The sequence below is a fragment of the Nocardia sp. NPDC003726 genome (genome assembly GCF_053586955.1).
In genome coordinates, this window is record NZ_JBSFNF010000012.1 from 55,029 (window position 1) to 78,943 (window position 23,915).

The window sequence follows — 23,915 nt, forward strand, 5'->3', positions numbered from 1 at the left end:
TATCCCTGCATGAGTACCACCGGATCCATCGCGTTCATCCGTGCCAGCTGGCACGCCTCGATCGTCGGCAAGGCGTACGAGGGCTTCCGCGCCGAGTACGCCGACCTCGGTTTCGATCCCGCGACCATCGACGTCTTCGAGGTGCCGGGCGCTTTCGAGATCCCGCTGCACGCCAAGCGCTTGGCGCGTTCCGGCCGGTACGCGGCGATCGTCGCGTCCGCGCTGGTGGTGGACGGGGGTATCTACCGGCACGACTTCGTGGCCTCGGCGGTGATCGACGGGCTGATGCGGGTGCAGCTGGACACCGACGTGCCGGTGTTCTCGGTGGTGCTCACCCCGCACCACTTCCACGAGCACAGCGAGCACGTCACGTATTTCACCGAGCATTTCGTGACCAAGGGCGCCGAAGCGGCCCGCGCGCTGGCGGGCACGCTCAGCTCGCTGCGGTCGCTGCCGGTGTAGCGCCTACCGGAACTCGGCCAGGCAGGCGCTCTCACCGTCCAGGACGCCGGTGCGGAACGCTTCCAGCCGCTGGTAGCCGCTCGGCACGACCTTGCCGTTCACGTCGGCGGCAGCGAGACCGTCGGCGAGCAGGCCGGAGACCGCTTCGTCCAGATCGCCCGCGGACAGGTGCGGGTCGCTGCCCGGCTCGCTCAATCTGGTGGTCACCACGCCGCTGAGGCAGGCGGTGCGCAGACCGGCTGTCTCCGCGCCGGTCAGCGACAGCTCGCGATCCTGTTGCACCGCGAGCACATAGCGCGAGACGAAGACGACGAACGCGTTGTAGTCGCCGTCCACGACCGCCGACAGCGGGTCGTCGTCCGCCATCGTTCCGCCGCGGCGGGCCAGGGCGGGCACGTCCGTGCCGATCCGGTTGACGCTCGGGCAGTACGACACCGGCCGGGTGACGGTTCCGTCCGAGCAGCCGCGGCCGACGCCGGAGTAGTCGAATTGCGGCGTGCGGGTGACCGGGAAGATCTTGGTCAACGCCGTGCTCAGGCTGGTCAGCGCGGCGGCGTCGACCGGAAGCTGCGCCTGCTCCTCACCGGGCTCGAAGGTGGTGGGGAGATTGCCCCGACGCTGGGCGATCTCCTTCCTGGTGATCTTCTTGCAGCCGTCGGCGCCGTCGGTGTAGCCGATCTGCACCGCGGTCACCCGCTCGAAGGCCGAGCCGTGCACGTTGTCCGGATCGTTCGGGTCCCGGTCGCGCACGGCCACCGTCGCGCCGAGCACGGCGTTGAGGCCGTCGGTGGTGTTGAGCGTGAAGTGCGCCGAATTCCCTTCGGCCACATGCCGCAGGAAGACACCGGCGAGGCAGTCGGCCTGCTGCTCCTGCACCAGCGGCGGGGTCAGCAAGCCCGCGAGCCTGGCCTGCCCTTGGATGGCGTGCCCGTACTCGTGGGCCAGCACCATCACCACCGCCATCTCGCCGTACTTCTGCACCAGCTTCGGCAGCAGGACTCCCCGGTCCCAGCCGATGGTGTGGTCACCGCCGCAGTAGGCGGCGTTCACCACCTGGTAGGTGTCGGATTTGCAGAACTTGACCGACTGGGTCCTGGGCGCTTCGGCGTCCCAGGAGATGAACCTGGTCACCGGTTTGAAGGTGCCGGGAAAATGCTCGGAATACTCGGTGGTCCAGAAGTCCTGCACGTCGGCGATGGTGTTGAGAGCCAGTTTGTCGACGGCGCCGCCGTCGCCGTTCTCCGCCGTGAGCGGCGCGTCCGGCACGCCCTTGCGAGGCCCGTTCGGGCCGGAAGCCGTCATCGATCCGGCCAGCTCCCAGGTGTCGGAAGGCGGCGAAACCGGCTGCGCCGCACGGTCGTTCGCGCCCTGCGCGCATCCGGCCACCACCGTCGCCATCACCGCGAGCACGGCAACACCGAATCGCCTGATCCTCGTCATGAACTCGCCTCCCCGAGTACCGCGTCTCGGGCCCGCCGAGCGCTCACATCGTAATCGCCGCGAGCGCGCTGCGCGCATCACAACGCCACGATCGCCTCCGAACGGGCAAGGCGCGCAGCGTTTTCACGCCCGTCACCGCAGGCGGACGCGGGACAGCAGCGCTCGGTGGTCGGAGCCGGGGACGGAGAGGGTGCGCACCTGTTCGGCGGTGGCGTCGGCGAGCAAGATGTGGTCGATGCCGATCACCGGTCCCCAGGTGCGATCGGCCGGGAAGGTGGGCAGCAGGCCCGCTCCCGCTTGGTCGGCCGCCGAGGCGAAGCGTCCACGCAGCAGGTCGCGGAAGGCCGTGTGGTCGCGGGTCGCGTTGAAGTCGGCGCCCACGATGGCCGGACCACGCTGGGCGTCGAGGATCTCCAGGGTTCTGCGCATCTCCGCCTGCCAGGCGGGGAAATCGAACGGCGGCGGGACCGGATGGAACGCGAAGACCGTGATCGGACCCCGTTCGGGGTGATCCATCGTCGCGGAGACGTTGTTGAGGATGTATCCGTCGTATTTCACGGTGTCGCGCAGTGGATAACGGCTGTAGATACCGGTGCCGCCACCGCCGTCGCGGGTGGGCTCGGTGTAGTGATACGGCAATTCGCCGGGCAGGCCTGCGCTCGCCAACCGATCCAGCGCGGCCTCGGTCAGTTCGTCCACCGTCAGCACGTCGACCCGGTTGTCCCGCACCGCGCGCACCACGGCGGCCGGATCGGCGCCGCCGAAAAGCAGATTCGACTGCATGACGGTGAGCTCCGGGCCGCTCGCGGCGCGGCTCTCCGGCACGAACGCGGGCACCAGCGTCCACAGCGCCGCGACGGCCAGCACCCCGGCGACAGCCGCGCTGCGCCACCCGCGCGCTATAAGCAACAACACCAGGCCGACGATCGCGCCGGTCATGAAATACGACGCCCCCGACGCGAGCAACACCAGCCCGCGTCGCTGCCACGCCCCGAAGTGCAGCACCATCCCGATGGCGCCCACGGCTACTGCGCACCACCCCACACCGAGCAATGCCCGGTCCATCCATCTACGCATGCGGTCGAGCCTAGGCAATGCCGGTGAAGCCCTTGAGATGGTGCAGCTCGAGACCAGCGCAGAGGAAGCCCGGGGACTTCGATGCGACCTCGCTGTCGGAGAATCAGCCCAGGTGGGCCGACAGCAGCCAGGCCGGAACCGACTTGCGGCCGCCGGGCTCGTCGCGTATCCCTTCGAACCGGACCGGCGCGCCCTCGGGCAACTCCGCGGGCAAGTCGGCGTGAATTCGCGCCGGCCTGATCTCATCGATCGTCCAATACTTCGACACCACCTCCCCGAGCTCATCGGCGGTGACCGGCGACGGCCCCGGCTGGGGCACTTCGGGCAAGCCTGCCCGGTCGAACACGAGCGCGAAGTACGACGCGCCCGGCGCGGCGGCGCGGACGATCGCCTGCTGGTAACCATCCCGCGACTCGACCGGGATCGAATGGAACAGCGTGCTGTCGACGATGGTGCCGAAGCGGCCGTCGTAGCCGGTGAACGAGGTGATGTCGGCGACCTCGAACGAAGCGTTCGGCAAGCCACGCCGGGCCGCCTCGGCACGAGCCAGCTCGATCGCGGTCGGCGACAGATCCAATCCCACGGTCTGGTAACCCCGCTCGGCCAGATACAGCGAGATCGCCGCCTCCCCGCATCCGACGTCGAGCACGTCACCGTGGAATTTGCCCTGCTCGATCAGGACGGCGAGCTCCGGCTGCGGTTCGCCGATACTCCACGGCGGTTTGACACCCGGCCCGAACGGGCCGCCCGCGCCCCGATAGATGGCATCGAAATCCAGATCATCCGGTGTCGTCATAGCAAACGAATATCAGTGCACCGGCCCCAGGCCGGGGACCTTCGCACGCGACGCGCCTGATCCGCTCGGTGGGCGCCGGGAGGGGTGATATCCCGCCTACACTGGCGGCGTCGTGAAAGGGGGAGGAATGTACGTCGAGGAGTTTCGCGCGGCGGGACCGTTGACGGCCGAGATCGCCGAAGACCTGGCACTCGTTCCGAGTATGTATCGTTCGTCCATCACGATCAGCAGCAACGGGCGCAGCGTGCACGCGCCCGTGCTGCCGGTGGCCTGGGACGTCCTGCGGATCCGCTCCGGCACCGAGGTCACCGTCACCACCGCGAACGGGCTCGGCGACGAAGACCGGCAGGCCCTGCGCCGGTTCGTCGATCGCTTCCAGAGCTTGACCGGCGGCGCGAACGTCCCACCGCGCGTCGACTCGCCTCGCCGGAGCCGGTGACCCGGCTGCCTCGTCCGGCCGGTCGTCGACTCGGGCAGCCCAGGAAACCGTGCGACCGGATCGCGGTTCGCTGCGTACGGATATGGCTGCCCATTCGGCCGGGCGGACAAGGCGATGACCATGACACCGGCACGCCGCGCGCACCGGCTCGGACCGTCAACGTCGGTCGGCGTGCCGACTCATGGCCGCGGTCAGCGCGGCGGTGTCCGTCGTCAGCGATCCACCGGTGAACTCGAGCGTGGCATAGGACCTCTCGGCCGCCGCCGGATGACCGGCGCCGCACGCGTCGGTGACGATGATCGGCAGGTAGCCCAGGTCCAGGCTGTGCCGCACGGTCGGCTCGATACCCACCTCCATGGCGATGCCCGCCACGGCGTAGGTGTCGATCCCGCAGTCGCGCAGCGCGAAGTCCAGTGGGGTGGCCACGAACGCCGACATGGTGATCTTGTCGAACACCACCTCGTCCGGACCCGGCGTCAACTCGGGGACCAAGTGGAATTGCGGCGACCCCTGCGGAAAGCTCGAGCGCACCTGCGCCGGATCGTCCACCCGCTGCCAGGACATCGCGCCGCGCAGTTGGGCAACGCCCGATGCCGCGACCGGCAAGGACATGTGCCGGGTGTAGTACACCCGGAAGCCCGCCGCTCGCGCGGCATCGCGCAGCCGGACGCACGCCCGCACGATCTCCTCGCCGCCGGGAATCTGCCGCACAATGCCTACCTGCATGTCGTAGATGAGCAGCGCCATCCGCGCGGGATCGCAGGCTTCCGGCACGGTCTGCGGAATGCTCAGGCCGAATGCGTGCCGCATGCTCACGCGGTCCGGTCGTAGGGCTCGGCGACGTCGACGGCCGGATCCATCAGCGCCTCCAGCGGCAGCGGCGCCTGGACGGGGACGAAAGTCCATTCCAGGTAGCCGGCCTTGGTCAGCGGGAAGTCCGCTACGTACTTCCGCGCCTCCTCGACACTGCCGACCTCGAAGACGATCACCACGCCTGGCTCGTCGGCGCGGGCGTAGTTCTCCCGGACGATGCCCGCCTTCCACAGCCGCCACACATTGGCGACCTCCTCGGGCAGGTACGGGTTGATCGTCTCCAGGGTGACGCCTGGCTTGAAGCGGTCGAAAACGATGACCTTCACGATGTTTCGCTCCATGTCTGCGGTGGTCGATCCGAACGTCATTCATGGAATCGCGATGATTACAGTGTTACAAGAACGCACTTTTCAGTGAGTACCCGGAGGACAGGTGCCCGGCAAGCGCTACAACTGCGCCGTGGAGGTGACCGTCGATCTGATCGGCGGCAAGTGGAAGCCGGTGATCCTGGCCCACTTGAAGGAGGGCGTGCACCGCTACGGCGAGTTGCGCAGGCGGATGCCGTCCACCAGCGAGAAGATGCTGATCCAGCAGTTACGTGAGCTGGAGTCCGACGGCTTGGTCCGGCGCACCGTCTTCGACACGGTGCCTCCGCAAGTCGAATACACCCTCACCGACGAGGGCCGCACGCTCGTCCCCGTGCTCACCGCGCTCTACGACTGGGGCGAACAGCGCGCGGCCCGTACCGGCCTCACCGTCGGCGCCTGAGTCCGGGCGCGCTCGATTCCGCCGAGAAGGACCCGGACCGAGCAGCGACCTCAGGCGCCGAAGACTCGTTCGACGACCGCTTTGGCCCGCCGGGTGACGCGCATGTAGTGGTCGAGGAATTCGCTGCCGTCGTCGTTGGGCCATCCCGCGACGCGGGCGACGGCGGACAGCAGCCGTCCCGGACCGGGGAGCTGATCGCTCGGCTTGCCGCGCACCAGCACCAAGGCGTTGCGCGCGTTGGTGGCGGTCAGCCACGCGTCGCGCAGCAGTGCCACGTCCTGCGCGTCCAGCAGCGCGGTCTGCTCGATCACGTCCAGCGCCTCGAGCGTGGAGGTGTTGTGCAGGCCGGGCACCTCGTGGGCGTGCCGCAGCTGCAGCAGCTGGACCGTCCACTCGATGTCGGCCAGCCCGCCGCGGCCCAGCTTGGTGTGCGTGGCCGGATCGGCGCCGCGGGGCAGCCGCTCGGCGTCCACCCTGGCCTTGATCCGCCGGATCTCCCGCACCGCCTCGGCCGACACACCGCCCTCCGGGTACCGCACCTTGTCGATGACGTGCAGGAAGCGCACCCCGAGTTCCTCGTCACCGGCCACCTGGTGGGCGCGCAGCAACGCCTGTACCTCCCACGGCTGCGCCCACTGCTGGTAGTACGCGGCGTAGGCGGCCAGGGTGCGCACCAGCGCGCCGTTGCGGCCCTCCGGACGCAGCCCGGCGTCCACGTGCAGCGGCGGGTCGGTGCTCGGCGCGCCGAGCAGCTGCTGCACCCGGTCGGCCACCCCGATCGCCCACTTCACGGCCTTGGTCTCGTCCTCGCCGGGCCGCGGGTCGCAGACGAACAGCACGTCGGCGTCGGAGCCGTAGCCGAGTTCCATGCCACCGAGCCTGCCCATGCCGATCACCGCGATGTCGGCGGGCGCACGGCAGCCCAGGTCGGCTTCGCTCGCCCGGATCACCGCGCGCAACGACGCCTCGAGCACCGCGACCCACACCGACGACAACGCCAGGCACACCTGCGGCACCTCGAGCATGCCGAGCAGATCGGCCGACGCCACCCGCGCGAGTTCGTGCCTGCGCAGCGAACGCGCCGCGGCCACGGCGCGTTTCGGGTCCTCGTAGCGCGCGGCGGCGGTGAGAATGCCGCGGGCCACCTCGTCGGGCTGCGGGCCGAGCAGCAGCGGGCCGCTTGGACCGTCGGCGTACATCCGGATCGTCTCCGGCGCGTTGATCAGCAGATCCGGCAGGTATTCCGAGGAGCCGAGCACGATCATCAACCGTTGCGCGATCGCCCCCTCGTCGCGCAGTTCGCGCAGGAACCAGATCTGGTCGGCGAGCCCCTCCGACACGCGGCGATAGGCCAGCAGGCCCGCGTCGGGATTCGGTGTCTCCCCGAGCCATTCGAGCAGCGTCGGCAGCAGCAAGGCTTGGATGCGCCCTTTACGGGACACACCACCGGTGAGGGCCTTCAGGTGGCCGAGAGCGTGTTCCGGCGCCGCGTAACCGAGCGCGGCCAGCTGCCGGATGGCGGCCTCGGGGCTCAGGCGCAGCGCGTCGGGTTCCATCCGCACCACCGATTCCAGCAGCGGCCGGTAGAACAACTTGGCGTGCAAGCGCCGCACCCGCACGGCGTTGCGGCGGATCTCGCTGCCCAGCACGCCCACCGCGTCCTGTCTGCCGTCGGGCCGGATGTGCGCCGCGCGGGCCAGCCAGCGCATGCCCTCCTCGTCGTCGGCGGCGGGCAAGGTGTGGGTGCGGCGCAGCCGCTGGAGCTGGAGCCGGTGTTCGAGCAACCGCAGGAACTCGTAGGACGCCGTGAGATTGGCCGCGTCGTCGCGACCGACGTAACCGCCGGCGGCCAGCGCGGTCAGCGCCTCGACGGTGCCCTGTACGTGCAGGGTCTCATCCACCCGCCCGTGCACCAATTGCAGGAGCTGCACCGCGAATTCGACGTCGCGCAGACTGCCGCGCCCCAGCTTGAGTTCGCGTTCGCGCAGATCGGCCGGCACCAGATCCTCCACGCGGCGGCGCATCGCCTGCACGTCGGCGACGAAATCGGGCCGCTCCGACGCCGACCACACCATCGGCATGACCGCGTCGCGGTACTGCTCGCCGAGCGCGATGTCACCGGTCGCGGGACGATTCTTCAACAGCGCCTGGAACTCCCAGGTCCGTGCCCAGCGCTTGTAGTAGGCGATGTGCGAATCGAGCGTCCGCACCAACGCACCGGCTTTGCCCTCAGGCCGCAGCGCCGCGTCGACCTCGAAGAAGGCCTGGCTCGCCACGCTCATCATCTCCGCGGCCAGACGAGTGGCTGTGGCGTCGGCGGGTTCGGCGACGAACACCACGTCGACGTCGCTGACGTAGTTCAGCTCGCACGCGCCGCACTTGCCCATCGCGATCACCGCCAGCCGCACCGGCACCGGCTCGTCCTTGCAGACCCGCGCCACCGCGACCGCGAGCGCCGCGGTCAGGGCGGCGTCGGCCAGGTCGGTGAGGTGCCTGCCGACCACCTGGTAGGGCAGCACCGGCTCGTTCTCCACCGTGGCCGCCAGATCCAGCGCGGCCAGCAGCATCAGGTGATCGCGGTACCGCTTGCGCAGCGACGCCACCACTTCCGGCCCCGAGATGCCCGCGCGGAACAGCATCGGGGTCGCGTTCGGCCCCTCCTCTTGCGCCGCGTCGACCACAGCGAGCAGATCGGCGATCAGCTCGTCGCGTCCAGGTAATTCCCTGCGCCGCAACCGTTCCCACGCCTCCGGCGCCGCGACGAGATGATCGCCGAACGCGCTGGAAGAGCCGAGCAGCGCGAACAGCCTGCCCCGCAGCGCGGTATCCGTGCGAATCGCCGAATCGATGGCGTGCCAACCGTCCCCGATGCTCTCCCGCAGCCGCATGAGCGTGGTCAACGCGAGATCGGCGTCCGGCGCGCGGGACAACGACCACAGCACGGGGATGCTCTCGACGTTGTCCCAGCCGAGATCACGCAACGACGCGGCGGCGGAGGGCTCGAGCAATCCGAGCCGGCCGACGCCGGGGACGGCGGAGCGCGCGGAGGGGGGCCGGACCATGGTTCTCAAATTACCCGGCCGCGATCGGGGGCACGCCGCCCCGGGGCAGATGCTCGGATTACAACCCCAGATATTCCTTCAGCTCGAACGGCGTGACCTGGCTGCGGTAGTCCGCCCACTCCCTGCGCTTGTTGCGCAGGAAGAAGTCGAACACGTGCTCGCCGAGGGTCTCGGCGACCAGCTCGGAGCGCTCCATCGCCTGCAGCGCCTCGTCCAGCGTGCCCGGCAGCTCGCGGAAGCCCATCGCGCGGCGCTCCGCGACGGTCAGCGACCACACGTCGTCCTCCGCCTCCGGCGGCAGCGTGTAGCCCTTCTCGATGCCGCGCAGACCGGCCGCGAGCAGCACGGCGAAGGCCAGGTAGGGGTTGCACGCGGAATCCGGGCTGCGGATCTCGACGCGCCGCGAGGACGACTTGTTCGGCGTGTACATCGGCACGCGCACCAGCGCGGAGCGGTTGGACCGGCCCCAGGAGGCCGCCGTGGGCGCCTCGCCGCCGTGGATGAGGCGCTTGTAGGAGTTCACCCACTGGTTGGTGACCGCGCTGATCTCCGGGGCATGCTCGAGGATGCCCGCGATGAACGCGCGCGCGGTCTCCGACAGGTTCATCGGGTCGTCGGGGTCGTGGAAGGCGTTGGTCTCGCCCTCGAACAGGCTCATGTGCGTGTGCATCGCCGAGCCCGGGTACTGGGCGAACGGCTTGGGCATGAAGGTCGCGCGCACGCCCTCGTCGATGGCCACTTCCTTGATCAGGTAGCGGAAGGTCATCACGTTGTCGGCCATGGACAGCGCGTCGGCGTAGCGCAGATCGATCTCCTGCTGGCCTGGAGCGCCCTCGTGGTGGCTGAACTCCACGGAGATGCCCATGGACTCCAGCGCGTCGATGGCGTGGCGGCGGAAATTCGGCGCCGAATCGTGCACGGCCTGGTCGAAGAAGCCGCCGGAATCGGCGGGGATCGGGACGCCGTCCTTCGAGGTGTTCTCCAGCAGGAAGAACTCGATCTCGGGGTGCACGTAGCAGCTGAAGCCGACATCGCCCGCCTTGTTCAGCTGGCGGCGCAGCACGTGGCGCGGGTCCGCCCAGGACGGCGAGCCGTCCGGCATGGTGATGTCGCAGAACATGCGCGCGGAGTGCTGGTGGCCCTTGCTCGTGGCCCAAGGCAGCACCTGGAAGGTGGACGGATCCGGCCGGGCGACCATGTCGGCCTCGGAGACGCGGGCGAAGCCCTCGATGGCCGAGCCATCGAAACCGATACCCTCTTCGAACGCGCCCTCCAGCTCGGCGGGCGCGATCGCGACGGACTTCAGGTAGCCCAAGACGTCGGTGAACCAGAGACGTACGAAGCGGATGTCCCGCTCTTCGAGCGTCCGCAGCACGAATTCCTTCTGGCGATCCATGCCCGCGAGCGTAAGCATCCGGCGTTAAATCTGTGTTACATACACGCTTAAGATTGCTGACCTGGATCTTTTCGGAAGACTCCGCACAGTCGGATCGTCCGGTTTGTGAGTTTTTTCCGTACCGGGCCGGGGTGCGTGATCGATCAGCAACCCGGCCCGTCCGCTCAGCAGGTGAGGCCGGAAGCGGGTTCGGTCAGGTCGACCAGATAGGCGACGACCGCGTCGTCGACGCACGGAACGCCGCCCGCGAGCGCCACCGTGTGCCGGTTGCCCTGATAGGTGATCAGCGCGGCGCCCAGCTGGCCGGCCAGATCGACCCCGGCCTGGTACGGCGTCGCCGGGTCCTCGGTGGTCGAGACCACCACCGTCTTCGGCAGGCCGGTCACCGAGATGCGATGCGGTTCACTCGAGTTCGGCACCGGCCAGGCGGCGCACAGCTCCAGTGGCGCCGCGCCGGTGCCGCGACCGTCGTCCAGGAAGGGGGCTGCCTTCCGGTATTCCGCGTCCTGACGTCCGGCCACCGCGCGGTCGGTGATGCGCGGATCGTCCACACAGCGGATCGCGTTGAACGCGTCGGTGGTGTTGGCGTAGGTGCCGTCGTCGCGGCGGCCGTCGTACAGATCGGCCAGCGTGAGCAGCGTGTCGCCGCGCCCGTCGCGCAGCTCGGACAGCCCGAGCGTGAGCACGCCCCAGAACTCGTCGGTGTAGAGCGCTTGACGCACGCCGGTGATCGCGTCGCCGTAGGTCAGCCCGCGCGGGTCGGTGGTCGCCGCCGGCTTGTCCCACAGCGGGTTCACCAACGCGCGGAACCGCGCCACCGCCTGCGCCGGGTCCGCGCCGAGGGGGCAGTCCGGCTGCCGCGCGCAGTCGGCGGCGTAGGCGTCGAACACCTTCTGGAAGCCCGCCGCCTGGCGCAGCGACTCCTGCACCGGATCCTGCGAGGAGTCGATGGCGCCGTCGAGCACCATGGCGCGCACGTGGTCGGGGAACCGCTCCGCGTACGCCGAGCCGATCTTGGTGCCGTAGGAGTAGCCGACGTAGGTCAGCTTCGCGTCCCCGAGCGCGGCGCGCATGATGTCGAGGTCCTGCACGACCTCGCGGGTGCCGACATGGGCGAGGAACTCCTTCCCGGTCCGCTCGGCGCAGCGATCGGCGTACCGGCGGTTGTCGGCCTCGGCGTCGGCGATGCCGGCCGGGGTGTAGTCGTCCTCCGGCTCGGCGCGCTCGGCGTCCTGCTCCTGGGGCGTCTGGCAGACGATCGAGGGGGTGGAGGAACCGACGCCGCGCGGGTCGAAACCGATCCGGTCGAAGCGCTCGGCCAACGCCGTCTTGTTGCCGAGCGACGACAGGCCCAGGCCCGACTCCCCCGGCCCACCCGGGTTCATCACCAGCGAACCGATCCGCCGGCCGGTCGCCCGCATCCGGGATATCGCGATCTGCGCGGTCGGCCCGTCGGGCGCGGCGTAGTCCACCGGCACGGTGATCCGCGCGCACTCGGTGCTCGGCGGCAACCGATCGTCCGGCCCGCCGAATCCGGTGCAGTCACCCCACTGCACCGCCTGGCCGTAGAACTTCTCCAGTCCGGTGGGCGGCGCGGGCAGCGGCTGCCCCGTCTCGGTGCGGGTGACGCCGCACCCCGAAACCAGCACAGCCAGCGACGCCAGCACCGCCACCGGGAGCGCGCCGCGCCCACTCCGCACCATCGACATGCTGTCGATATTGCCATCGGGCAAACGCCGCGGCCGCCCCGGGCGAAGACTGCCGTGCTGTGACCAATCGCACCGGTCATCGACCTTAATCCGCCTCGGTGGCGGGTGGCACACTGAATCTCGTCAGACAAACCCGGGGACCCGGACGGGCCCCGAGGCGACACAGACGAAAGGGACGATGATGTCCGTATCCGATTCGGAAACCCCTGCCTACGGTGCGGCGCCCGCGGAGCCCAAGAAGGTGCGCAAGACCCGGGTGCACCACCTGCAGCAGATGAAGGCCGACGGTGAACGCTGGGCGATGCTGACCGCCTACGACTATTCCTCGGCGCGACTGTTCGAAGAAGCGGGCATTCCCGTGCTGCTGGTCGGCGATTCCGCGGCCAACGTGGTGTACGGCTACGACACCACCGTGCCGATCACCGTGGACGAGCTGATCCCGCTGGTGCGCGGGGTGGTGCGCGGCGCGCCGCACGCGCTGGTGGTGGCCGACCTGCCGTTCGGCACCTACGAGTCCTCCCCGCAGCAGGCGCTGGCGACGGCGACCCGGTTCATGAAGGAGGGCGGGGCGCACGCGGTGAAGCTGGAGGGCGGCGAGCGGGTGGCCGAGCAGATCGCGGTGATCACGGCGGCGGGCATCCCGGTCATGGCGCACATCGGTTTCACTCCGCAGAGCGTCAACACCCTCGGCGGATTCCGGGTGCAAGGCCGTGGCGACGGCGCCGAGCAGCTGATCGCCGACGCCATCGCGGTGCAGGAGGCGGGCGCGTTCTCCGTGGTCATGGAGATGGTCCCGGCCGAACTGGCGGGGCAGGTCACCCGCAAGCTGACCATCCCGACCGTCGGCATCGGCGCCGGCGCCGACACCGACGCGCAGGTGCTGGTCTGGCAGGACATGGCGGGCTACACCAGCGGCAAGACCGCGAAGTTCGTCAAGCGATTCGGCAACGTCGGCGACGAATTGCGCACCGCGGCCGCGGCCTACGCCGACGAAGTGCGCCGGGGCACCTTCCCCGGGCCGGAGCACAGCTTCTGACCGGCGATTCCGCGACCACCGGCCGGGCGGCGCGCGCACCTGTCGCGCTGCTCGGCCAACCGCTGGAACCTCTGGTGCGCTGGGCGCGCACGGTGCTGCGCGCCGGGAACATCGAGATCACCGGCGCGGCGGTCGAGACGAAACGGCGAGCGTGGTCGCTGCTGGCCCGCATCCCCACCGACGCGGGAACGATGTGGGTGAAGGCCAACGCACGCGCCTTCGCGCACGAGGGCCCGCTGTTGCGCCTGCTGGCCCGCCTGCGTCCCGGGAGCGTGCTGGAGCCGTTCGCGGTGCACGCGGACAACGGCTGGCTGCTCAGTCCCGACGGCGGCGCCACCGCCGGCGATTCCGGCGACGGATGGGCCGTCCTCGTCCGCCACTACGCCGATCTCCAGCACTCGCTCACCACCCACGTGGCGGATCTGCGAGCCACCGGCACCCCTTACCTTCCACCAAGCGAATTGATCGGCGTCTACCGGCATTTCGAGTCGCGGGCACCCGGGCTCGGCGCCCGCATCGAAGCGGCCGCCGCGGTGCTGGCCGAGTCCGGCAGACTCAGCATCGAACACAACGACCTGCACCCGGGCAACGTCTTCGCACGCGATCCTGGCCCAGGCCTGCTGTTCGACTGGGGTGACGCGGTGATCACCCATCCATTCCTGTCCCACCGCCTGCTGCACAGCCCCCATCGCATGGAGTACTTCGCCCGCTGGCGGCAGTTGGAGCGGATATCCGAAGCCGAGATCGCCACGGCCGAACGCCTGGCCCCCTTGGTCGCCCTGCACCCGTGGCGAACCGTGGAAAACGCCGAGCCCGCCTTCGACCACGTCCGCCGAGACCTGCTCGACGAGCTACGCGCGCACTTCGGCTGACCTATTCCCACCGGCAGCGGCCGGTTCGGGCCGGGCGGCGGAATCAATGGCAGACTCGATGCCGACAATCCCGACACGACCAGAGGTACCCATGCCGTACAGCCGTTGGATTTCACGCAGCACCCTGTTGGTGGCCGGCGCTCTCGCCGCCGCGGCGTTGACCGCTTGCGGCAGCGACTCGGGCCCGGCGCCGACCGGCAGCTCGAGCTCCACCACGGTGTCGGCCACCGCCGCGCCCGGTACGACGTCCGGCCGCGTCACGCAGGCGAGCCCGGAGATCTCCGACGCGGCGGCGACCCAGCTGTGCGACATGATCCGGCCGGAGCTGTCCAATTGGCGGATCCAGGGCGGCACGCTGGGCAAGATCGGGCTGAACGCCTTGGTGCACGAGTGGGCGCTGCGCAACGGCGGCATCAACGGCGCGGTGCTGGCCGACAAGCCGATCGTCGACCGCGTCACCGTCAAGGCCTGCCCGGACGTGCGCCAGCAGGCCGTGGAGGCGCTGGGGATCCCCGACCTGGCCTCGGGCCTGGCGTTCTGAGCCGGGCGGCCGGATGCGTACCCTCTATCCCGAGATCGAGCCTTACGTTTCCGGCATGCTGGCGGTCGGTGACGGCCAGTCGGTCTACTGGGAAGTCAGCGGCAATCCGGACGGCAAGCCGGTGGTGTTCCTGCACGGCGGCCCCGGCGGCGGCACCGCCCCGTTCCATCGGCGCTTCTTCGATCCGGCGGCCTATCGGATCGTGCTGTTCGACCAGCGTGGGTGCGGCCGCTCCACCCCGCACCTGGCCGACGACGCGAGCCTGGAGCACAACACCACCGATCATCTGATCTCCGACATCGAGGCGCTGCGCGCCCATCTCGGCATCGATCGCTGGCAGGTGTTCGGCGGCTCGTGGGGTTCCACGCTCGCGCTGGCCTACGCGCAGCGCCATCCCGACCGCGTGACCGAACTGGTGCTGCGCGGGATCTTCCTGCTGCGCCGCAAGGAAATCGACTGGTACTACAACGGCGCCGCCGGCTACGTCTACCCCGACGAGTGGGAGAAGTTCCTCGCGCCGGTGCCGGAGCAGGAACGCGATCGAGATCTGGTCGAGGTCTACCACCGCCTGCTGCACTCGTCCGACGAACAGCTCGCCCGCACGGCCGCGATCGCCTGGTCCAGCTGGGAGGGCGCGACCAGTTCGCTGCTGCCGCATCCGGATCGGGTGGCCGAGACATCGCAGCCGCGATTCGCGCTGGCGTTCGCCAGGATCGAGAATCACTACTTCCGCCACGGCGGGTTCCTCGACGAGGGTCAGCTGCTACGAGACATCGACGCCATCGCGCACATCCCGGCCGTGATCGTGCAGGGCCGCCACGACATCGTCTGCCCTACGGTCAGCGCGTGGGAACTGCACCGGGCCTGGCCCGGCTCGGTGCTGCACATCGTCGACGACGCTGGGCACGCCGCGAACGAGCCGGGCATCACCCATCACCTGGTCGAGGCCACCGACCGATTCGCGAGAGCGGAGGCGGGCACGGTGAGCACGGCGGGGGACGCTTTCGCGGCGGCGTTGCGCGAGGACATCGACCGGCTCCTGGCCGCGGAGCCCGAGGTCCGCGCCGACGCGGAGGACTCGGTCCATCAGATGCGGGTGGCCACCCGCAGGCTGCGCAGCGTGCTGCGGTCCTACCGCGAACTGCTCGCAGGCAAGCCCGCCACCGGGATGCGCGCCGAGCTGAAGTGGCTGGCCGGTTTGCTCGGCGAAGCGCGGGACGCGGAGGTGCGCGCCGACCGGTTCGCCACGCTGCTGGCCGATCACGCCGAGCGGGCCGATCCGGCGGAGCTCGACGCCGTCACCGCGCGTCTGGTCGAGGCCGAACGGCAGCACTATCGCACGGCGCACGACGAGGTGCTGGCCGCGTTGGACGGCGCCCGCTACCGCGAGCTGCGCGAAGAACTGTCCGGATGGCGCACCGATCCGCCGCTGCGCCCCGCCCGCGCCGAGGCGGCGGCCCCGGAGGTCTTCCGGAAGGTGCTGCGGCGCGATCTGGACCGCGTGGACTCCCTGATCCGCACCGAGCCCACCGTAGACCCGCGCGAGCGGGTGGAGCTGCTGCACGAGATCCGCAAGAGCGCCAAACGGTTGCGCTACGCGTGCGAGGCGGCCGAGCAGGTGCTCGGCGACGAGGCCGCCGAGCGCGGCGACCGCGCCAAGAAGCTGCAGACCGTGCTCGGCGACCACCGCGACGCGGTGGAATCGCACAACGCGATCCTGGACCGGGCCGGCGAGGCCGTCGCGGCGGGCGAGAACGCGGGTCTGTACGAACTGCTCGCGGCGGCGGAGGAGGCAGCGGCCGGGCGCGAGCTGAGCCGCTACCCGGCCACCGCCGCCGCGCTGTTCGGGACGGCCGTCACGGGGTGATTCCGGCGCCGCGCCCGTTCACGCGGGGTAGGTGAAGGACACTTTCCGCTCCTTCGGGTCGGCGGACAGCAGCCGCACCCGTACGGTCTCGCCTTCCGGTGGTCTGCCCACGCACGGGCCGAGCACGGGCGGTTCGGCGACGAAGACCACGGCGGGCCGGTTGCCGTTGGCCTCGCGCACCACGACGGCGTCGAACACCGTGCCGGTACGCGGCGCGAGCAGGGTCGACTCGGTGAGGTCGATGCAGGCGCGCTCGATCTTGCCCGCCACGCTGTCGCTGCGCCGCATGGCCTCGGCCGCGCTCGCCAGCCCCTCGCGCACCCAGCGCGGCACCTCGGCACCCGCGCACCTGGCCAGGCAGATCTCGGTCGCGAACCGGTCGGACAACCGCCGCAGCGGGGCGGTGACGTGCGCGTACGGCGCGCCGATGGCGCTGTGGCGCAGTGTTTCCCGCGCGTACGGCGCTGCTGCGGCGCCGTCGAGGACGGTGTAGGTCGCGCCGCGCAGCAGCGTCGTCGCCTCGGACATCAGCACCAGCGCCGCGGGCGTGCCTGCGTCCAGCCGGGCCAGCATCTGCCCGACCGCTTCGTTGTCGGGCCAGTCCACGCCCAGCGCCTGCGCGGTCCGGCGCATCGATGCGATCGCGGATTCCGACGGCGGCGGCATGGTGCGCAGCAGCGCGATCGGCTCCCCCGCCGACGCCGCGCCGTCGAGCATGATCCGCGCCGCGCACATGCCGGTCAGCAGTGAGACCTGCTCGTTCCAGTCGTCGGCCGCGGTGCGCGGCTCCACCACCAGTCGCCAGTGCCCGTCGGCGTGCTCGTCCTCGACCACCGTCTGCGCGGGCAACCGCAGCCCGATCGCACCGCGCGCGAGCCCCGCCTCGATGCGCCGCGTGCCGAACTCCGGCAGGGCCGCGATGGAAGGATGCAGCCGGCCGGACTCCGCGTCGGCCTGCACGCGGGCGTAGTCGAGCCGGGCGCGGGAGCGCACCAGGGCGCGGACCACCGAGAACCGCGCCGGTTCGGCGCGCTCGTCGAGTTCGATCGTCCACAGCGCGGCCGGACGCGTGCGATCCGGAAGCAGGCTGGCGGACCCTTCGGACAACGCGGGTGGGTGCAGCGGCACGGTGCCGTCGGGAAGGTAGAAGGTCTGGCCCCTGGCGCCGGATTCTTTGGCGAGCGCGCCGTCGGGAGGGATCACGGCGCCCACGTCGGCGATGGCGTAGTGAACGGTGAAGCCGCCGGGGGTGCGTTCGATATGCAGGGCCTGGTCCAGATCCATGGCCCCGGGCGGGTCGATCGTCACGAACGGGATGTCCGTGCGATCGACCCGATCGCCCGCGAACGCGTCCACCGCGTCGCGGGCTTCGGCGCCGGCCTCGGCGGGATACGCCGAGGCCAGCCCGAACTCGGATCGGATGGCGCCGAAATCGACCGGCGCCGACACGATCCGCTGGTGGAGTTCCACGCTTGGGCGCCGGGTCCTACTGCAGCGCCAGCATGGAGCCGTTCAACTGGTCGAACGGCCCGTAGACGGTGAAGGTGACCCGGCCGTTCGGCACCGAGGACGACACCTGAGCCGCCGCGTCCAGCGCCTCGCCGAAGGAGGCGGCGGACGGATGCGGCAACCCGGCGATAGCCAGACCGACATGATTCTGGTGCACCCATACCGTGTCGGCGGGACTCAGGTCGACCTGAACCCCACCCGGCAGCGGGGTCACGGCGACAGCGCCGGCCGAACCCGCACCCAGCACCGCGAAAACCGAAGCGGCGCCTGCGACCAATGCGCCGGCGACCATGGAGCGAACTACTCGCATATGTGTTGAGACCTGCTTTCCCGCGATCGAAGTATGAATGGCCCGATGCTGCCCCGCACCGGGCCGAGCCAACGGCGACTACTTTATGACGTCGATCACCATCTGGGCCAGTTCCGCACGAATCGGACAGCGGAAAATCTCGCCCCGAGACACGACGGCGGCGGCGCTGCTAACGTGGCCCGCCGTGACGGGCTGGTTCGCCCGCGCGTTTGGAAAATGTCCCGCACGTCGACAATTTGGGAGCTCCATACCTATGTCATCGATTTTGTTCGACTACCTGCTGCCGCTGCTGGGCCCCGAGCAGGCCGCGTACTGGGCGCAGGTTTTCGTGATCAATCCGATCTGACCCGCGCGATTCTTTTCCCGCTACTCGTCGCCTCCCGTTAACCTGACGGGAGGCGGCGGTGGTTGTGGACGGCTAGCATGCCGCTCCGTGACAAGAACTACCGCCGCGATCGCGGCCAGCGCCACCCTCTTGGCCCTGCTCCTCACCGGTTGCGGGGACGACAAGACCAGCACCGCCACCACCACGGCGGCACAGGCCGCCGCCCAGGTCGACAGCGTGAAGGCGGGCGCGTTCCTCGTCAGCTTCCGCGGGGCGTTCCCCAAGCTGGCCGAGGGCAAGGACGACGCGAAGATCGCCGGCATCCTGACCGAGACCTGCGGCGATATCAAAGCGGGTAAATCCGAGGACGACGTCGTCAAGAACATCGTCAAGCGCGCGGGCGGCGCCACCCAGCCCAGCACCGAGGAAGCCAAGGCGATCTACCAAATGGCCAAACTCATGTGCTGACCCGCTCGCAATCCGGCCGTGCTTCGCACACCCGCCGATTCCGCGCGCAAAGCGTGTGCGGAATCGAGCCGGTGTGCGAAGCACCCCCGGGCGGACGAGTTGGTCTGTAAGCCGGATCCTGTCCCCGGCGCTGAGCCGGGGGGCGGCCATCCATCTGGGCACACCGTCACCGGGTGCCTCGAGCGGTCCACCCGCAGGCTCGGGCGAGCAGCCCTCGAACACCTGCGCAGCCGCACCGGCTACGGTGCGGCCTTCGACCTTGCTCCGGGCGGGGTTTACCGAGCCGCCCCGGTCACCCGGGGCGCTGGTGCGCTCTTACCGCACCGTTTCACCCTCACCGCACGACCGCTAGGCCGTGGGCGGTCTGTTTTCTGTGGCACTGTCCCGCGGGTCACCCCGGGTTGCCGTTAGCAACCGCCCTGCTCTGTGGAGTCCGGACTTTCCTCGGCGCCGGGCGGCGGCACATCCGTGCCCGTTCCCGGTGCCGCGGCCGCCCGACCAACTCGTCCGCCAGAACAGGATACTGGGTACGGTTGATGGCCATGGAACGTGTCGAGGTCGGCTTCCCCTCCGGAAGCGAACAGTGCGCGGCGTGGCTATACCGCCCGGACGGCGCACCCAAACCCCGCCCGCTAGTGGTGATGGGACACGGCCTGGGGGCCAATCGGGAGATGGGACTGGATCGGTACGCGCGGCGTTTCGCGGCCGCGGGAATGGCGGTCCTGGTATTCGACTATCGGCATTTCGGCGCCAGTCAGGGCACACCGCGCCAGTTGCTGAACATCGCGCGTCAGCGCGCGGACTGGCATGCCGCCATCGCGTACGCCCGCACGTTGCGCGGCATCGACGCGACTCGGATCGCGTTGTGGGGCACGTCGTTCGGCGGTGGGCACGTGCTTTCGGTCGCGCCGGACGATGCCTATATCGCGGCCGTGGTCGCGCAGGTACCGTTCACCAGCGGCCTGTCTTCGGCGTTGGCGAAGGGACCGATCAGCCTGCTCAAGGTCAGCACCATCGCGGCCACCGACCTGCTGCTCGGAACGCTGCGGCGCAAGCCGGTGGGCATCCGGCTGGCCGGACGCCGCGGCGCCGCGGCACTGATGAGCGCGCCCGACGTACCGGACGGCTTCCGCAGGCTGACCGACGAGAGCGAGACCTACGAACCGAAAGTGGCCGCGCGCGTGGCATTCTCGGCTCTCTTCGACGCACCGTGGCGACGGGCGAAAGCCCTGAAGATGCCGGTGCTGTACGCGCTGTGCGACGACGATTCCGTCGCGCCGGTGAAATCGGCGCTGCGCGCGGCCGAACGCACCAAGCACGCGGTGGTGAAGCGTTATCCGGCGGGACATTTCGACATCTATTTCGACGAGGTCTTCGAGAAGACCGTGTACGACCAGACCGAATTCCTGGTGTCGGTGCTGCGGCCATAGGGCGTTTCGCGGCCCGGCTGAATGCCGTTGCGCTGGACGGCTGAACTTGTCGGTGCCCGGCGCTACAGTCCGAGCCATGCAACCCGTCACCGCCGCGGTCGCCGAGATCGTGCGTCGGATCGCGCCGCTCGACGACCTCGAGCGGCAGCACATCGACACGACGCTGGCCTGGCTCGCGTCGACCGACGACATCTTCCGGCGGGTCAGACCGGCGACCCCGCCGCGGCACCTGGTCGCCTACGTCGTGCTGGTCGATCCAGCGGCGCGGGCGGTGCTGCTCGGCAAGCATCGCCTCGCCGGGCTGTGGTTGCCGACCGGGGGGCATGTCGATCCCGGTGAGCATCCGCTCGACACCGCGCGGCGCGAAGCGGCCGAGGAGATCGGCGTCGAGGCCCGGTTCGACGTCGTCGGGTCCGACCCGCTGTTCCTCACCGTCACCGCCACGGTCGGTCCGGGCTCCGGCCACGAGGACGTGAGCCTCTGGTACGTCATCCGCGGTGGCCGCGCCGACGGCGACACCCTCGACCCGCGCGAGTTCGACGGTGAACGATGGTGGGCGCTGGATGGATTCGCCCTCGACGACACCGACCCGCACTTCGGGCGTTTCCGCACCAAACTCGACGGCGCGTTGCGATCCGCCGCCGGTTGAGTGCCGTTCGAGTCGACGGAATCGGCCGATGCTGTCACGATGACGCGGATGATTGTCAGGCTTGCGCGAGAGGACGACCTCGCCGGTTTTCTCGAACTGGCGGGGCAGGTCGAGCAGTGGTTCGGCGCGGGAGCCGACGACGCCGGGTTTCGCGCCTCGGTGCTGCGGCACGTGCGGCGCGGCACGGCGCTCGTCGCCCGGTCGGCGGGGGCGGAGATCCTCGGCGGCATCCTCTTCGGCTCCGACCCGCCGATCTACCGGGTGCACTGGCTGGTCGTCGCGGAACAGGCTCGCGGGCACGGGATCGGCCGGGCGCTCACCACGGACGCGATCCGCCGGTACGTGCCCGCCCCCGGCACGCTCGAGGTGGTGACGTTCGGAGCCGACCATCCCGGCGCGGTCACCAGTGGTGCGCGCGCGTTCTACGAGAACCTGGGCTTCCATCCCGCCGAGGAAGCGGATCCCGGGCCGGAAGGCGGGTCGCGGCAGATCTACCGGCGTCGCGTGTGAGACAGGTCAGCCTCGGCGGAACGCCCGCCAGAAGATGAAAGCCAGGACCGAGGCGGGAATCGCGGCGAGGACGGGCTTGTCGCGGAGCGTCTCCAGAAGCGTGCGGCCCGGATGGGCTACCGGTCCTGGGATTCCCGCCGCGCCACGTTCGGCGGCGGTGGCGGCTTCCGCCTCCACCTGCTCGGCGCGTTCGGCGGCACGCCGAACCGACTCCGCTATCGGCGTCTCCTGCCCACCCGCTGCTTCGGCGGCATGCCTCCCGGTGGATTCCGGCTCCGTCTCTCCTGCCGCGCTGGCGATGTCGTCCGCCTTCTTCTCGCTCTTGTTCGAGGCCACCGTCTTCGGCTCCTGGTTCCCTCCAGCACCAAGGGCGCTGTCCGCCTGCGAGGCGGTACCGGCGGTCGTCGGGGTCTGCGAAGCACCAGCCGCGCTGCTCGCCTGCGCAGCCGCCTCCGGAGTCCGCGCCGACGACACGGCCTCCCCCACACCAGCGGCACCGCCGGCCTGCGGAGCCGCGCCGGTCGAAGTCTTCGCCGCCGAGGACGCCGTCTTTCCCGTATCGGGCGTGCTGCCCGTCTGAGAGGCCGTACCGGTCTCCGCCGCATCGGGCGCGCTGCCCGCCTGCGGGGCCGTACCGGTCGGAACCCTGCCCGAAGTCACCGTCTCCGCCGCACCAGCGGCACCGCCGGCCCGCGAGGCCGCGCCCGTCGAAGTCTTCGCCGAAGAGGCCGTCTCCCCCGCATCCTGCGCGCTACCCGCCTGCGAAGCCGCGCCGGTCTCCCCCGCATCCTGCGCACTGCCCGCCTGCGGGGCCGTACCGCTGTCCGCCGCATCGGGCGCACTGCCCGCCTGCGGGGCCGTCCCGGTCGGAACCCTGCCCGAAGTCACCGTCTCCGCCGCATCGGCGATGCCGCCCGCCTGCACAGACGTGTCTTGCGATAGCCGCACCGCGCTCGGGGGTTCGGATGCTCCCGCGACGCCGTTGCTGGAGGTATCCGTCGCGCGCTGGTTCGCAGATTCCCCGCCGGCCCCGTGCGCCGCACCCTCGGACGACTGCGCGGTTCCGGCCGGCCCGCCGCCGGTGGCGCCGTGCAGGTCGTCGGTCCCCTTGTCCGTCGGTTTGCGCTCGTTCATGGCTTTCTCCTGTGCTGGGCCTCGCGGTACGGAAACGGATGTCTCGGATGCCGTCGCGGCCCGGATACCCTGCGGATCAGCAGGCAAACCGGGCCGCCATTCCATCTCGAACTCCCGGCGCGGGTCGCCAGGGCCCATCGGCCCGCTCACCCCGGTGCGCACGAACCCGTTGCGCAGATACAGTCGCTCGGCGTGGGCATTGTGCTCGGCGACCTCCAAACGGACGACCGCGTGCCCCCTCTCGACCGCCCAGTCGAGCACCGCGCTGACCAGCCGGTCCGACACGCCGGTTCCCCGCGCCCGCGGCGCCACCCACATCGAGATCAGGTGCACGCCACCGCGTTCCGGGTCGGGCATGCCCGCGACGGTCCCCACTCCCGTCCCGTCCGCCTCGGCCAGGAACTGGGCCCGATCCGACAGCGCGCGCCGCCAATCGCTTTCGGTGCGAGCCCGCGCCTCGGCCAGGGTGGTCCCGAAGAACTCCGGCGCGTCGGTCAGCGCCGCGAGGCGGACCCGCCGGAACACCGCCCAGTCCTCTGGCACGAGCAACCTGATCCCGGGTATCGAGATGTCCATCGGCATGTCTCTACCCGGTCGACGGCTTCCCGCACAAAGGATTTCGACAACGCGGTCGATACGGGCCCGTCCACTCGCCCGCGACCGGCACGGTCGTGTCCTGCCACGCGGTCCACAACCCATCGTCCCGCCCGCCGCAGCACCATCCTGGTCCGGCCTCCTGCGGCGCTCATCGGGACCAGTAACCTACTGGCAACCATCACCGCCACATCGGCGACGCCGAACCGGATCGTCGTGCCCCTGGATGGGAAAGGCGGGCGTCATCGAGCGCGATCCGCACCGAGCCTGCGCAGCCCGGCGAACTCCAGCCCGGCGAAGGTCGCCACCGCCGCCGCGCCTGCGAGCAGGAACGCGACGCCCGGCCCCGTCAACGCGAAGACCCCCGAACCGGCCAGCCCGATCATCCCGGCCGCCGAGAGCGCGTTGACGACGACCACCGCCCCCGCGTAGCGCGCGGCGACCGCCGGACGCCGGGCGATCGACAGCAACACGAGCGCACCGCCGAGCATGACGACGCCGAACGCGACGCTCCACCCGGTCGGCACCCCGAGCGGCTCGCGCAGCAGCCTGGCCCCGGCGAGCAGCACCGCGCCGAAGACGCCGGTGCTCCAGCCGTCCACGCGCAACGCGAAACGCAGGAACGCGTCGCGGCGAGCCGAGGTGGTGGATGTCATGAGTACTCCCGTCGGTCGATCCGTACGGGGCCGGTCGGCTCCCGGCGCCGAG

Annotated in this window: 23 protein-coding genes, 1 other RNA gene and 1 pseudogene; 12 read left to right on the top strand and 13 right to left on the bottom strand. The window is 70.3% G+C overall.

Annotated elements, in window-relative coordinates; translation table 11 throughout:
- The first annotated feature begins 9 nt into the window (after positions 1-9).
- Positions 10-462 carry a 6,7-dimethyl-8-ribityllumazine synthase gene (locus ACWDMM_RS17945; RefSeq protein WP_195077759.1) on the top strand — a complete coding sequence of 151 codons (453 nt, stop codon included), beginning with the start codon at positions 10-12 and terminating at the stop codon, positions 460-462.
- A 3-nt stretch (positions 463-465) separates the two neighbouring features.
- Here ACWDMM_RS17945 and ACWDMM_RS17950 read toward each other — a convergent pair whose 3' ends face one another.
- From ACWDMM_RS17950 to ACWDMM_RS17960, 3 genes are all read right to left on the bottom strand, one after another.
- Entirely contained in the window at positions 466-1,902 is a 1,437-nt protein-coding gene (locus ACWDMM_RS17950; protein ID WP_357108974.1) for a neutral zinc metallopeptidase, read from the bottom strand.
- Positions 1,903-2,034: 132 nt separating this feature from the next.
- On the bottom strand, positions 2,035-2,979 hold the full coding sequence (locus tag ACWDMM_RS17955) for an endonuclease/exonuclease/phosphatase family protein (protein ID WP_323123887.1): 945 nt from the start codon (positions 2,977-2,979) through the stop codon (positions 2,035-2,037).
- Positions 2,980-3,082: 103 nt separating this feature from the next.
- Positions 3,083-3,775, bottom strand: coding sequence for a class I SAM-dependent methyltransferase (locus ACWDMM_RS17960; RefSeq protein WP_357108971.1), 693 nt, complete (start codon positions 3,773-3,775; stop codon positions 3,083-3,085).
- 112 nt (positions 3,776-3,887) lie between these two features.
- On the opposite strand from ACWDMM_RS17960, the gene ACWDMM_RS17965 reads away from it, so the two are divergent.
- A complete protein-coding gene (locus ACWDMM_RS17965) occupies positions 3,888-4,214 on the top strand; it encodes a hypothetical protein (RefSeq protein WP_195077756.1) in 327 nt (108 codons plus the stop codon).
- A gap of 156 nt (positions 4,215-4,370) precedes the next feature.
- On the opposite strand, the gene ACWDMM_RS17970 is transcribed toward ACWDMM_RS17965, so the two are convergent.
- Both ACWDMM_RS17970 and ACWDMM_RS17975 read right to left on the bottom strand, forming a co-directional pair.
- Complete coding sequence (locus ACWDMM_RS17970) at positions 4,371-5,024, bottom strand: cysteine hydrolase family protein (protein ID WP_357109080.1); 654 nt, start codon at positions 5,022-5,024, stop codon at positions 4,371-4,373.
- A 2-nt stretch (positions 5,025-5,026) separates the two neighbouring features.
- Entirely contained in the window at positions 5,027-5,353 is a 327-nt protein-coding gene (locus ACWDMM_RS17975) for a YciI family protein (protein ID WP_067801329.1), read from the bottom strand.
- A gap of 106 nt (positions 5,354-5,459) precedes the next feature.
- Between ACWDMM_RS17975 and ACWDMM_RS17980 the strand changes: the two genes are divergently transcribed.
- Positions 5,460-5,795 (top strand): winged helix-turn-helix transcriptional regulator, encoded by a 336-nt coding sequence (locus ACWDMM_RS17980; RefSeq protein WP_357108968.1) that lies wholly within the window; start codon positions 5,460-5,462, stop codon positions 5,793-5,795.
- Between the two features lie 50 nt (positions 5,796-5,845).
- On the opposite strand, the gene ACWDMM_RS17985 is transcribed toward ACWDMM_RS17980, so the two are convergent.
- From ACWDMM_RS17985 to ACWDMM_RS17995, 3 genes are all read right to left on the bottom strand, one after another.
- Entirely contained in the window at positions 5,846-8,857 is a 3,012-nt protein-coding gene (locus ACWDMM_RS17985) for a bifunctional [glutamine synthetase] adenylyltransferase/[glutamine synthetase]-adenylyl-L-tyrosine phosphorylase (RefSeq protein ID WP_357108966.1), read from the bottom strand.
- Between the two features lie 58 nt (positions 8,858-8,915).
- The gene (locus ACWDMM_RS17990) at positions 8,916-10,253 is read right to left on the bottom strand and encodes a glutamine synthetase family protein (protein WP_195077753.1); all 1,338 of its coding nucleotides are present in this window, start codon (positions 10,251-10,253) and stop codon (positions 8,916-8,918) included.
- 164 nt (positions 10,254-10,417) lie between these two features.
- On the bottom strand, positions 10,418-11,956 hold the full coding sequence (locus tag ACWDMM_RS17995; protein WP_357205429.1) for an alpha/beta hydrolase: 1,539 nt from the start codon (positions 11,954-11,956) through the stop codon (positions 10,418-10,420).
- Positions 11,957-12,143: 187 nt separating this feature from the next.
- Here ACWDMM_RS17995 and panB point away from each other — a divergent pair, with 187 nt between their 5' ends.
- The 5 genes and pseudogenes from panB (at position 12,144) to ACWDMM_RS18020 (ending at position 16,278) form a co-directional block, all read left to right on the top strand.
- Complete coding sequence (panB, locus tag ACWDMM_RS18000; protein ID WP_357108961.1) at positions 12,144-12,998, top strand: 3-methyl-2-oxobutanoate hydroxymethyltransferase; 855 nt, start codon at positions 12,144-12,146, stop codon at positions 12,996-12,998.
- A gap of 74 nt (positions 12,999-13,072) precedes the next feature.
- On the top strand, positions 13,073-13,870 hold the full coding sequence (locus ACWDMM_RS18005) for a phosphotransferase (RefSeq protein ID WP_195077751.1): 798 nt from the start codon (positions 13,073-13,075) through the stop codon (positions 13,868-13,870).
- A gap of 91 nt (positions 13,871-13,961) precedes the next feature.
- Positions 13,962-14,411, top strand: coding sequence for a hypothetical protein (locus tag ACWDMM_RS18010; protein ID WP_195077750.1), 450 nt, complete (start codon positions 13,962-13,964; stop codon positions 14,409-14,411).
- Positions 14,412-14,424: 13 nt separating this feature from the next.
- A pseudogene (pip, locus tag ACWDMM_RS18015) lies at positions 14,425-15,372 on the top strand (prolyl aminopeptidase); the annotation flags it as partial.
- 21 nt (positions 15,373-15,393) lie between these two features.
- Positions 15,394-16,278: a CHAD domain-containing protein gene (locus ACWDMM_RS18020; protein WP_323123954.1), complete on the top strand. Its 885-nt coding sequence runs from the start codon at positions 15,394-15,396 to the stop codon at positions 16,276-16,278.
- 18 nt (positions 16,279-16,296) lie between these two features.
- On the opposite strand, the gene ACWDMM_RS18025 is transcribed toward ACWDMM_RS18020, so the two are convergent.
- A complete protein-coding gene (locus tag ACWDMM_RS18025) occupies positions 16,297-17,748 on the bottom strand; it encodes an RNB domain-containing ribonuclease (protein WP_357205332.1) in 1,452 nt (483 codons plus the stop codon).
- Positions 17,749-17,764: 16 nt separating this feature from the next.
- Complete coding sequence (locus ACWDMM_RS18030; protein WP_228827325.1) at positions 17,765-18,079, bottom strand: hypothetical protein; 315 nt, start codon at positions 18,077-18,079, stop codon at positions 17,765-17,767.
- Positions 18,080-18,530: 451 nt separating this feature from the next.
- Between ACWDMM_RS18030 and ACWDMM_RS18035 the strand changes: the two genes are divergently transcribed.
- Complete coding sequence (locus ACWDMM_RS18035; RefSeq protein ID WP_357108956.1) at positions 18,531-18,890, top strand: hypothetical protein; 360 nt, start codon at positions 18,531-18,533, stop codon at positions 18,888-18,890.
- 91 nt (positions 18,891-18,981) lie between these two features.
- Here the strand turns inward: ACWDMM_RS18035 and rnpB are convergent.
- Positions 18,982-19,396, bottom strand: an RNA gene (gene rnpB / locus ACWDMM_RS18040) — RNase P RNA component class A.
- Positions 19,397-19,432: 36 nt separating this feature from the next.
- Here rnpB and ACWDMM_RS18045 point away from each other — a divergent pair.
- The 3 genes from ACWDMM_RS18045 to ACWDMM_RS18055 all read left to right on the top strand — a co-directional run bounded on the left by ACWDMM_RS18045 (position 19,433) and on the right by ACWDMM_RS18055 (position 21,479).
- On the top strand, positions 19,433-20,320 hold the full coding sequence (locus ACWDMM_RS18045) for an alpha/beta hydrolase (RefSeq protein ID WP_195077747.1): 888 nt from the start codon (positions 19,433-19,435) through the stop codon (positions 20,318-20,320).
- Between the two features lie 76 nt (positions 20,321-20,396).
- A complete protein-coding gene (locus ACWDMM_RS18050; protein ID WP_357108953.1) occupies positions 20,397-20,969 on the top strand; it encodes an NUDIX hydrolase in 573 nt (190 codons plus the stop codon).
- Between the two features lie 48 nt (positions 20,970-21,017).
- The gene (locus ACWDMM_RS18055) at positions 21,018-21,479 is read left to right on the top strand and encodes a GNAT family N-acetyltransferase (RefSeq protein ID WP_195077745.1); all 462 of its coding nucleotides are present in this window, start codon (positions 21,018-21,020) and stop codon (positions 21,477-21,479) included.
- A gap of 6 nt (positions 21,480-21,485) precedes the next feature.
- On the opposite strand, the gene ACWDMM_RS18060 is transcribed toward ACWDMM_RS18055, so the two are convergent.
- Together ACWDMM_RS18060 and ACWDMM_RS18065 are read right to left on the bottom strand one after the other, a co-directional pair.
- A complete protein-coding gene (locus ACWDMM_RS18060; protein ID WP_449938467.1) occupies positions 21,486-23,189 on the bottom strand; it encodes a GNAT family N-acetyltransferase in 1,704 nt (567 codons plus the stop codon).
- Between the two features lie 260 nt (positions 23,190-23,449).
- Complete coding sequence (locus tag ACWDMM_RS18065; RefSeq protein ID WP_357205326.1) at positions 23,450-23,863, bottom strand: hypothetical protein; 414 nt, start codon at positions 23,861-23,863, stop codon at positions 23,450-23,452.
- Between the last annotated feature and the right edge of the window lie 52 nt (positions 23,864-23,915).